Annotated in this window: 1 rRNA gene; it reads left to right on the top strand. The window is 53.2% G+C overall.

From position 1 onward, the window contains the following. Positions 1–1,296, top strand: a 23S ribosomal RNA gene (locus AACU94_RS24640); the annotation flags it as partial.

The following is a 1,296-nucleotide window of genomic DNA, read 5'->3' as shown; positions in this document are numbered from 1 at the left end:
CCTCGTGAATTCATCTCCGGGGGTAGAGCACTGTTTCGGCAAGGGGGTCATCCCGACTTACCAACCCGATGCAAACTGCGAATACCGGAGAATGTTATCACGGGAGACACACGGCGGGTGCTAACGTCCGTCGTGAAGAGGGAAACAACCCAGACCGCCAGCTAAGGTCCCAAAGTCATGGTTAAGTGGGAAACGATGTGGGAAGGCCCAGACAGCCAGGATGTTGGCTTAGAAGCAGCCATCATTTAAAGAAAGCGTAATAGCTCACTGGTCGAGTCGGCCTGCGCGGAAGATGTAACGGGGCTAAACCATGCACCGAAGCTGCGGCAGCGACACTATGTGTTGTTGGGTAGGGGAGCGTTCTGTAAGCCTGTGAAGGTGTACTGTGAGGTATGCTGGAGGTATCAGAAGTGCGAATGCTGACATAAGTAACGATAAAGCGGGTGAAAAGCCCGCTCGCCGGAAGACCAAGGGTTCCTGTCCAACGTTAATCGGGGCAGGGTGAGTCGACCCCTAAGGCGAGGCCGAAAGGCGTAGTCGATGGGAAACAGGTTAATATTCCTGTACTTGGTGTTACTGCGAAGGGGGGACGGAGAAGGCTATGTTGGCCGGGCGACGGTTGTCCCGGTTTAAGCGTGTAGGCTGGTTTTCCAGGCAAATCCGGAAAATCAAGGCTGAGGCGTGATGACGAGGCACTACAGTGCTGAAGCAACAAATGCCCTGCTTCCAGGAAAAGCCTCTAAGCATCAGGTAACATCAAATCGTACCCCAAACCGACACAGGTGGTCAGGTAGAGAATACCAAGGCGCTTGAGAGAACTCGGGTGAAGGAACTAGGCAAAATGGTGCCGTAACTTCGGGAGAAGGCACGCTGATACGTAGGTGAAGTCCCTTGCGGATGGAGCTGAAATCAGTCGAAGATACCAGCTGGCTGCAACTGTTTATTAAAAACACAGCACTGTGCAAACACGAAAGTGGACGTATACGGTGTGACGCCTGCCCGGTGCCGGAAGGTTAATTGATGGGGTTAGCGCAAGCGAAGCTCTTGATCGAAGCCCCGGTAAACGGCGGCCGTAACTATAACGGTCCTAAGGTAGCGAAATTCCTTGTCGGGTAAGTTCCGACCTGCACGAATGGCGTAATGATGGCCAGGCTGTCTCCACCCGAGACTCAGTGAAATTGAACTCGCTGTGAAGATGCAGTGTACCCGCGGCAAGACGGAAAGACCCCGTGAACCTTTACTATAGCTTGACACTGAACATGAGCCTTGATGTGTAGGATAGGTGGGAGGCTTTGA

It is taken from the genome of Escherichia sp. E4702, from assembly GCF_963883545.1.
Lineage (GTDB): Bacteria > Pseudomonadota > Gammaproteobacteria > Enterobacterales > Enterobacteriaceae > Escherichia.
The sequence above is the reverse complement of the archived record's forward strand: the minus strand, read 5'-3'. Positions and strand labels throughout refer to the sequence as shown.